Origin of the sequence: Microbacterium oxydans, assembly GCF_900095745.1 — a bacterium.
GTDB classification, from domain to species: Bacteria; Actinomycetota; Actinomycetes; order Actinomycetales; family Microbacteriaceae; genus Microbacterium; species Microbacterium oxydans_B.
On the sequence record NZ_FMIR01000004.1, the window covers coordinates 23,459 to 30,290 of the forward strand.

Sequence of the window (6,832 nt, forward strand, 5' to 3'; positions counted from 1 at the left end):
CATCCCGTCGTGTGGACGGACTACGCGGCGGTCGCGACCCCCGGCGCGCGCGGGCGCGGATGGCCGGCAGCGTCAGGATCGCTCTGCGTGAGCAGGGTTCCGATGTCGATCGCCCGCAGCGGATGCGGGGCGTCGGAGGTGGCCTCGGGGCGCACGCTCAGCACGATCGCGAGCGTCAGCGCCGTGACGGCGAGCAGTGCGATGGCGAGACCGAGGGCGGCGGCATCCGGCATCGAGACGAGTCCGAGCGCGGTCGCGACGAAGCTCAGCATCTGCCCGAACCACTCGCTCATGCGCACTCCCCTCTGCAGCGAGGGTAGCACCGGGGACCGCGAGACCGGCCGTCACGGTCGACCGTCTCCCTCCGCCGCGGGCGTAACGTCGAAGCATGAGTGACCTTCGCGCCCTGCTCGGGATCGAGCATCCGATCATCCTCGGCCCGTTCGGCGGGCTCTCCTCGATCGCACTCACCGCGGCGGTGAGCAACGCCGGCGGGCTCGGCTCGTTCGGCCTGTACGGCTACGACGGCGACCGCATCCGCACGACCGGGGCCGACCTTCGGGCAGCGACCGACCGGCCGTTCGCGGTGAACATCTGGCTGCCCACGGGCGACGAGGTCGAGCCGAACCCACAGCACACGGTCTTCGCGCAGGCGCTGCAGCCGTTCTACGAGGCGGTCGGCGTCGACGTGCCCGCCCGGCCGGAGCGTTACAACCCGCCGCTCGAGGAACAGCTGGAGGCGATCTGGGAGATCGCGCCCGCGGTGCTCAGCGTGGTGTTCGGCGTGCCGTCTGCGGACATGGTCGATGAGGCCCGCCGCCGCGGCATCCGCATCGTCGGCACGGCGACCACGGTGGCCGAGGCGGTCGCCCTCGCCGAGGCGGGCGTGGATGCCGTAGTCGCGACCGGTGCGGAGGCGGCCGGCCACCGGGTGTCGTTCCTGCGCCCGGCCGAGGAGTCGCTGGTGGGGACGTTCGCGCTGGTGCCGCAGGTCGTCGATGCGGTCGACGTTCCCGTGATCGCGGCGGGAGGCATCGCTGACCGGCGTGGGGTGGCCGCGGCCTTCGCGCTGGGCGCCTCCGGAGCGCAGGTGGGGACGGCGTTCCTCGCGACCGCCGAGTCTGCAGCGAACCAGGCCCACCGTGAGGCGATCCGGTCCACTGCCGCCGACGAGACCGTGCTCACGCGCGCGATGAGCGGGCGACTGGCTCGCGGTGCGCGCAACCGCGTCGTGCGGGCGATCGAGGCGAGCGGCACGATCGCTCCATTCCCGATGCAGAACTGGCTCACCGGCCGCTTCCGCACCGCGGCGGGGGAACAGAACCTGGGCGCGCTGCAGTCGCTGTGGATGGGCCAGGCCGCCCCACTCGTGCGCCACGACTCCGCCGTTGAGGCGTTCGCCGAGCTGGCGGCGGGGATTCCGGCGGACCGGGCTCGCCGGTCCGCGTCCTCGACGGAGATCGACGCGCGGATCGAAGAGAACCGGAACGCCTGGGACGACGCCGACCGCTAGAGGATGACCGTGGACTTGCCGTGCACGATCACGCGGTCCTCGGCATGCCACTGCACGGCGCGGGCGAGCACCAGGCGCTCCACGTCGGCACCACGGCTCTGCAGCTGAGCCGCCGACTCGGAGTGGGTCACGCGCGTGACGTCCTGCTCGATGATCGGGCCCTCGTCGAGGTCGGCCGTCGCGTAGTGCGCGGTCGCGCCGATGAGCTTGACGCCGCGGTCTTTGGCACGCGCGTACGGGTTCGCACCGATGAACGCGGGCAGGAACGAGTGGTGGATGTTGATCACCGGCACCTCGAGACGGGTGATGAAGTCGTCGGTGAGGATCTGCATGTAGCGGGCGAGCACGACGAGGTCGACGTTTCCGTGCAGCAGCTCGAGCTGACGCTCCTCCATGGCGGCCTTGTCGCCGGAGGGGATGTGCACGAACGGCACACCGAACGAGCGCACCGACTGGGCCAGATCGGGGTGGTTGGAGACGACCATCGTGATGTCGATGTCGAGCTGGCCGCGCTGCGTGCGCCACAGCAGCTCCATCAGGCAGTGGTCGTACTTGGACACGAAGATCGCGACGCGCTTGCGGCGGGCCACGTCGTGCAGCGACCATTCCATGCCGAAGCGCTCGGCAACGGCGGCGATGTCGGCTTCGAGGGCCGGGCGCGCGGCGGAGAGTCCGTCGAGGTGGATCACGGTGCGCTGGAAGAAGCGTCCGCCCTCGGAATCGGTGGAGTGCTGGTCGAGCGAGATGATGTTCGCGCCGTGCTGGGCGAGCACACCGGCGACAGCGGCGACGATGCCGGGCTGGTCGTCGCAGGCGATCAGCAGGCGGGCGGTATCGGGCTGAGACATGGGGGCTCCTCGAGGGTGTGCATCGATTCTGCCGTGGATGCAGAGCGGGGGCGAATCGCGGGAGGCGACTCGCTACTCTGAGTCTCGTGGAAGCGAGTGACCTCGGCCTGGTGCTGATCCCCCTGCTGGCCGTTGCGGCGCCCCTGCTCGCCCGCGGCGTGCGTCCCGTGGTGCGGGTGCCCATCGTCGTGTTCGAGCTCGTGCTCGGCATCCTCGTCGGACCGGCGGTGCTCGGCTGGGTCGAGCCCGGTCCGCTGCTGGAGAAGCTCAGCGACTTCGGCCTGGCGCTGCTGTTCTTCGTCGCCGGCACCGAGATCGACTTCAAGATGGTGGCCGGAAAGCCGCTCGCGCGGGCATCGGCCGGCTGGCTCCTGAGCGTGCTGCTGGGCATCGGCCTCGGCTTCTTCTTCGCGCCGGGCGAGGGGATGGTCGTCGTCGGCATCGCACTCAGCTCCACGGCGCTGGGCACGCTCATGCCGATCCTGCGCGACGCCCGCGAGCTCGACACGCCCTTCGGCCGAGCGATCAGCACGATCGGGGCCGTCGGGGAGTTCCTGCCCCTGATCGCGATCTCGATCTTCCTGAGCACGCGGACCACGCCTATCGCCACGGCCGTCCTGCTGACCTTCGTGGTGCTCGCCGGACTCGCGGTGCTGCTCGCGCATCGCGTGCCGCACGGGCGTCTGCATCGCATCGTCCTGGCGACACTGCACACGTCCGACCAGTTCGGGGTTCGTTTCGTGATCCTGCTCATCGCCGCCCTCGTCGGTCTGAGCGTGATGCTCGACCTCGACATGCTGCTGGGCGCGTTCGTGGCCGGTGCGGTCTGGCGCATCATCATGACGCGTGCGCCGAAGGAGTCCGCCGAGCAGATCGAGAGCAAGATCGAGGCCATCGCGTTCGGCTTCCTGGTGCCGATCTTCTTCCTCTACACCGGTGTGACCTTCGACCTGCAGGCGTTGCTCACATCGCCGACCGCGCTGGCGCTGGTGCCGATCTTCCTGATCGCCCTGCTCGTGATCCGCGGTGCGGCCGCGCAGCTCTCGGCTCCCGCGGGGATGAGCGTCCGCGACCGTGCCGCGCTCGGTCTGCTGGCCGCCACTGGTCTGCCGATCATCGTCGCGGTCACCGCGATCGGTGTGGATCAGGACATGCTCGACACCGGCACGGCCGCCGCGCTGGTCGGGGCCGGCATGCTCTCGGTGCTGCTGTATCCGCTGATCGGGATGACGCTGCGCGGCGATCGCGCGGAGGTCGTCGGACCGGCACGCGCGGGCGAGGCTGTGCAGGGGGAGCTGTGACCACCGCATCGGCGCTGCTGACCGCGGCTGTGGCCGCCCTCGCCGGCGCCCCGAAAGAGGGGCTGGGCGAGCAGCGCGACTCCCGATGGCGCGGGCGTCGCATCGTGCGTGTCGGCGAGGCCTGGCATCTCGGAGTGCTGCTGCTGACCGACACGCATGCGCTGGCGACCGCCGAGGTGCTGCGGGCCGCCGATCCCGGCCGCCGCGGCTACACGGCCGAGTCGGCGCGCGAGCGGGCCGAGCGCCGGGCCGAGGCGCTGCGCGGGGGCTTCGACGAGGGCGACGTCGTGCACGTGGGGTGGAGCGTGATCGACGTGGATGCGGTGGATGCCGGTGGCTCCTCCGGTCCGCTCGCCCTGGTCGACGGGGTGCCGTCGGTGCGCTGGAGCGCCGCCGGGGGCTTCATGCCGCTGGAGGCATACCTGCGGGAGCGCGTGGCTCTGCTGCGCGACGGCGCGGCCGGCTGACCCGAGCGGGCCGACTCAACCGGGCTGACTCAGCTGAACGTCTCGGCGAATCGCCGGAGGAGCGCCGTGCCCTCGGTGACGGATGCCGCCAGCACCTGCTGCTGCACCGCGTCGAACTCGTCGGGGTCGAAGTAGCCGGTGGTGCGGTAGAACGTCATCCGGTCGGCGAAGTCGCGGGGCGTGGGCTCGGGGTGGAACTGCGCCGCGTACAGATGCGTGCCCACCCGGTAGGCCTGCACGGGGCACACCTCGTTCGTCGCGAGCAGCACGGCGCCGGGCGGGGTATGCGCGGCGCTCTCCTTGTGCGCCGTGAAGACCGTGAGCGCCGGGCCGCTGGGGCCGAACACCGGGTCGGCCGTGCCCTCGGGAGTCACGTCGATCACAGTGGCACTCGCGGGCTCCGGGGTGTCGGTGACGACCTCTCCGCCGAGCATGCGGGTCACGACACCGATGCTGAAGCACGTGAAGAACACGGCGACCTCGGCGGCGATGGCCGCATCGGCCAGAGTGCGCAGATCGGCCTCGACGCGCAGTTGCTCCGGGGACTTCACGGTGTCGGAGACGTTGTACGGCGAACCTCCGACGACGATTCCCTGGTAGCCCCGCGCACGCTCGATGTCGAGCGGCGTCTGCAGCAGGTCGAGCCGGTCGACCACGTCGGCGCCGAGCGCCCGCCGGAACGAGGCGTGCTCAGCATCCGCCGCCCCGAGCTCGGGACGCACGCAGACGTAGAGGAGCGAGGCCATCAGGAGATTCTAACGAGCGCGACGAGCGTCGCCGGTCACCGGGAGGAGTTCGCGGTGCGCCCGCGGACGATGCCGACGAAGGTCTCGACGTCGGGCGTGGTCCGGTCGCGCGGCCAGACGAGGGCGACGGTCGAGGTCGGTCCATTCGTCAGGACGCGGTGGTCGGCATCCTTGCGATGATGCATGCGGGCGAGCGACATCGGGACGACCACGATGCCGACGCCGGATGCGGCGGTCGCGATCGCCTCGTCGGTCGGCAGGGCGGCGAAGCTCGCCGGTGTCGTGCCGGGCAGGTCGAGCGGGCCGAGCACATCGTCGGTCAGAGCGATCACGACCTCGCCCTCGAGGTCGGCGGCGGTGAGCTCTTCGACCGCCATCAGGTGCGAGTCGGCCGCGGCGACGACGACCGGGACCTCGTCGTACAGGGGGATGATGTGCAGTGACTCGTCGGTGAGGGGGAGCCGCACCAGCGCGGCATCCACCTCGTCGAGCGCGGCGCGCTGTGTGGCCGCCTCGATCGGCACGAGCTCGAGCGGCACACGCGGCATCCGCTGTTTCCACGCGCCGATCCACTTGCCCGGAGTCGCACCGGGCACCGCGCCCAGTCGAAAGGTGCGCGGTGCCTCGGGTTCGGGCTGCGGGGCGTCGAAGACGACCTTGGCGGTCTTCTTCTTGGGCTTCTGCGGGGGGAATCGCTCGGCAGGGGCGGCCTTGTTCCGGCGTACGGGCGTGCCGCGGCTTGCGCCCTTCGCGGGCCGTCTTCCCTGATTCGCCATGGGGTCAAGGCTACTCGGCGACGGGCGCGGCCACTTCCTGCTGGGAGTGAGATGCGGCCGCCAGCTTGCGCTGAGCACGGCGGATGAGCCCGGCAGCCCCGCCGACGAGCAGCAGCACGCCGGCGGTGAGCAGGACGATCGCGGTGATCGTCGTGGGCGTCATGGTCATCAGCGCATCCGCGATCGTCTCACGACGGGTGGCGTCGGCGAGCTGGCCGAGCGCGACGGCGGCGATGGCCGCGAACAGCAGTCCCCAGATGATGGCGGCCCAGCGGGTGCGCGGCGCGGTGGTCGGTTCGGTGGTCGTGGGAGTGCTCATCACTGGTCTTCCTTCTTCGGCTCGACGACGGTGATGGAGATCTCGCCGCTGTTCTGATCGATGGTGACGGGTTGGATGGTGGTGGTCGACACGTTCTCCGCGGAGATGTTCTCGGCGACGACCGACTCCCCGTCGCGCCGCGTGCCCGCCCAGGTGCCGGAATCGATGATGTTGTAGTACTCGGCGTCGACGCGGGTCCAGGTGATATCCGCCGTGTCGACGGTCGCACGCAGCTGCAGCTGGACACCCGGATCGACGTAGATGTTGGTCGCGCCGGAGCCCTTCTCGATAACGATCGGCCGGGGCGCGTCGTCGTGCTGATTCAGCGACACGTTGAGCTCGCCGAACGGCTGCCGGACATGTTCCGCGCGGTAGTTCGTGACCGACGCCCAGCCGAGGCTGAAGCCCTGCAGGGAGGAGAACCCGCCGACCACGAGGCCGCCCACCAGTGTGAGCACGGTGATGAAGGCCAGGAAGCCGCTGCGTCGGCGGAACGCTCCGGCGACGATCATGCCGAGCGCCAGGATGAGGGCGGCGGCGAGCAACCCGAGGGCTGTGCCGACCACTTCGCCACCCGCGACAAGACCGACTGCGGCCCCGGTGATGATCGCGAGACCGAGGATGGTCGCGGCGAATGCGAAACCCGCGCGCGGGTTCGATGCGCGGCGGATGCGCCGACGCTCGGCTGCCTCGGAGGCGAAGACGGCGGCCTCGGCCTGGCGCTCACGGCGCAGCTGATCGCGGGCGGCGCGCTCGACATCCTGCTGCTGGCGTCGCCACGCCTGGTCCTGTTCCTTCCACGCGGCGTGCTGGGCGCGCCAGGCCTCGAGGGCGGCGGGGTCCTGTGTGCCGGGGGGAAGGG

At 70.9% G+C, this 6,832-nt stretch carries 8 protein-coding genes and 1 pseudogene; 3 read left to right on the plus strand and 6 right to left on the minus strand.

Annotated features, from left to right (window positions below; all coding sequences use genetic code 11):
- Positions 1-20: 20 nt before the first annotated feature.
- Positions 21-293, minus strand: a complete 273-nt coding sequence (locus BQ2383_RS00390; protein WP_091027523.1) for a DUF6412 domain-containing protein — start codon at positions 291-293, stop codon at positions 21-23.
- Positions 294-388: 95 nt separating this feature from the next.
- Here BQ2383_RS00390 and BQ2383_RS00395 point away from each other — a divergent pair, with 95 nt between their 5' ends.
- Positions 389-1,513 (plus strand): NAD(P)H-dependent flavin oxidoreductase, encoded by a 1,125-nt coding sequence (locus BQ2383_RS00395; RefSeq protein WP_244175828.1) that lies wholly within the window; start codon positions 389-391, stop codon positions 1,511-1,513.
- On the opposite strand, the gene purU is transcribed toward BQ2383_RS00395, so the two are convergent.
- Entirely contained in the window at positions 1,510-2,361 is an 852-nt protein-coding gene (gene purU / locus BQ2383_RS00400; protein ID WP_091027524.1) for a formyltetrahydrofolate deformylase, read from the minus strand. The genes BQ2383_RS00395 and purU overlap by 4 nt on opposite strands.
- A gap of 86 nt (positions 2,362-2,447) precedes the next feature.
- Between purU and BQ2383_RS00405 the strand changes: the two genes are divergently transcribed.
- Positions 2,448-3,662 carry a cation:proton antiporter gene (locus BQ2383_RS00405; RefSeq protein ID WP_036303154.1) on the plus strand — a complete coding sequence of 405 codons (1,215 nt, stop codon included), beginning with the start codon at positions 2,448-2,450 and terminating at the stop codon, positions 3,660-3,662.
- Positions 3,659-4,129: a glutaminase gene (locus BQ2383_RS00410; RefSeq protein WP_091027527.1), complete on the plus strand. Its 471-nt coding sequence runs from the start codon at positions 3,659-3,661 to the stop codon at positions 4,127-4,129. The genes BQ2383_RS00405 and BQ2383_RS00410 overlap by 4 nt, the downstream gene beginning before the upstream one ends.
- Before the next feature lie 29 nt (positions 4,130-4,158).
- On the opposite strand, the gene BQ2383_RS00415 is transcribed toward BQ2383_RS00410, so the two are convergent.
- The 4 genes and pseudogenes from BQ2383_RS00415 to BQ2383_RS19265 all read right to left on the minus strand — a co-directional run.
- Entirely contained in the window at positions 4,159-4,875 is a 717-nt protein-coding gene (locus tag BQ2383_RS00415; RefSeq protein ID WP_091027529.1) for a glutamine amidotransferase-related protein, read from the minus strand.
- A gap of 35 nt (positions 4,876-4,910) precedes the next feature.
- Complete coding sequence (locus BQ2383_RS00420; protein ID WP_091027531.1) at positions 4,911-5,651, minus strand: LysR family transcriptional regulator substrate-binding protein; 741 nt, start codon at positions 5,649-5,651, stop codon at positions 4,911-4,913.
- Positions 5,652-5,661: 10 nt separating this feature from the next.
- Complete coding sequence (locus tag BQ2383_RS00425; protein WP_091027534.1) at positions 5,662-5,970, minus strand: hypothetical protein; 309 nt, start codon at positions 5,968-5,970, stop codon at positions 5,662-5,664.
- Positions 5,970-6,832, minus strand: a pseudogene (locus BQ2383_RS19265) (hypothetical protein); the annotation flags it as partial. The gene BQ2383_RS00425 and the pseudogene BQ2383_RS19265, both read right to left, overlap by 1 nt.

What these genes read in the sequence shown, in the direction of transcription:
- BQ2383_RS00420 (WP_091027531.1), bottom strand. Translation starts at nt 5,651, where the DNA reads ATGGCGAATCAGGGAAGACGGCCCGCGAAGGGCGCAAGCCGCGGCACG.
- BQ2383_RS00390 (WP_091027523.1), bottom strand. Translation starts at nt 293, where the DNA reads ATGAGCGAGTGGTTCGGGCAGATGCTGAGCTTCGTCGCGACCGCGCTC.
- BQ2383_RS00395 (WP_244175828.1), top strand. Translation starts at nt 389, where the DNA reads ATGAGTGACCTTCGCGCCCTGCTCGGGATCGAGCATCCGATCATCCTC.
- purU (WP_091027524.1), bottom strand. Translation starts at nt 2,361, where the DNA reads ATGTCTCAGCCCGATACCGCCCGCCTGCTGATCGCCTGCGACGACCAG.
- BQ2383_RS00425 (WP_091027534.1), bottom strand. Translation starts at nt 5,970, where the DNA reads ATGAGCACTCCCACGACCACCGAACCGACCACCGCGCCGCGCACCCGC.
- BQ2383_RS00415 (WP_091027529.1), bottom strand. Translation starts at nt 4,875, where the DNA reads ATGGCCTCGCTCCTCTACGTCTGCGTGCGTCCCGAGCTCGGGGCGGCG.